Genomic DNA, 911 nt, shown 5'->3' with positions numbered 1-911 from the left:
CGGGCGGTGCGGGCGAGGTTCAACGGGTTGCCGTTCTCGTCCATGACGATCGCGGTGAGAACACAGTCGCAGGCCAGTTGGCGAGAGGTGTTGCGGGAGAGTGGTCCCATCCACGGTAGCCACCCGACCGACGTGCCGTCACCGAACAAGTCGCGATACGCGCCGCGATCCGGGCTCGGTCCGGCAGCGCTGTCGGTCTCGAGTTCATTCGCCGCGTCCGACTCGGTCGGGTCGGATCGTATTGGGTCGGAGTGGATCGGGTTGCCGGCGTCGATGTCCACCGGGTCGGCTGGATCGGCGTTGTCGGATTCTGCTGCAGCGCGGGTGGTTTCGTCGTCGGTGATGTCGTCGCTGTTCTGACCGCTCAGGCTGTGGAGGTCCTGCAACCGGATGTGCAGGTTGATGTGGGGTCTCTCTCCGCCTTCGGTGGGGCGATCCTTCGAGGCGAGGTAGTGGTCGAGGATCTGCCCGAATGCGTCGGCGCGTCGCCTCGCAGGACTGCGTTCGTCGGGGGTGCCGTTGGCTGCGGGCCGAGGTTCGGTCAACGGTGAGAGTGCGGTGAAGAGCTTTTCCGCGGTGACGGCATCGAAGTCGGCCTTGAGGCACAGGCGTTGGTTGAGCATCTTCGATGCGAACAGTTCGTTGCGGTCGGTGTCCTCAGGGGGCGGCTTGTCGCTGCCGTAGGTGTCTTCGAGTTTGGTGATCGCTTCACGGATCTTGTCGGTGCGTGCCCCAGGCCCGGTGGCGGCGGTGATCATCGCGGTGCGGGCGATATCGCGACCCTCTTGCGGGAGGTTCTTCGGGGGTGTTTCGGCGAAGGTGAGGATCAGGGCGGCGTGGTCGACGGACATGACGCCGGTGTTCACGGCGTCGGCGATGTCGGGGAAGTTCTTCAACCCGCGAGCGAGGGC

The 911-nt window shown here is 65.4% G+C and carries 1 protein-coding gene; it reads right to left on the bottom strand.

Annotated features, from left to right (window positions below; all coding sequences use genetic code 11):
• Positions 1–911 (bottom strand): DUF222 domain-containing protein (locus CH266_RS00955; RefSeq protein WP_141214463.1); only part of this gene is annotated, 911 nt, incomplete at both ends.

The sequence above is a fragment of the Rhodococcus sp. 06-1474-1B genome, from assembly GCF_002258885.1.
Taxonomy (GTDB): Bacteria; Actinomycetota; Actinomycetes; order Mycobacteriales; family Mycobacteriaceae; genus Rhodococcoides; species Rhodococcoides fascians.
This window is presented reverse-complemented; position numbering and strand designations above follow the sequence as displayed.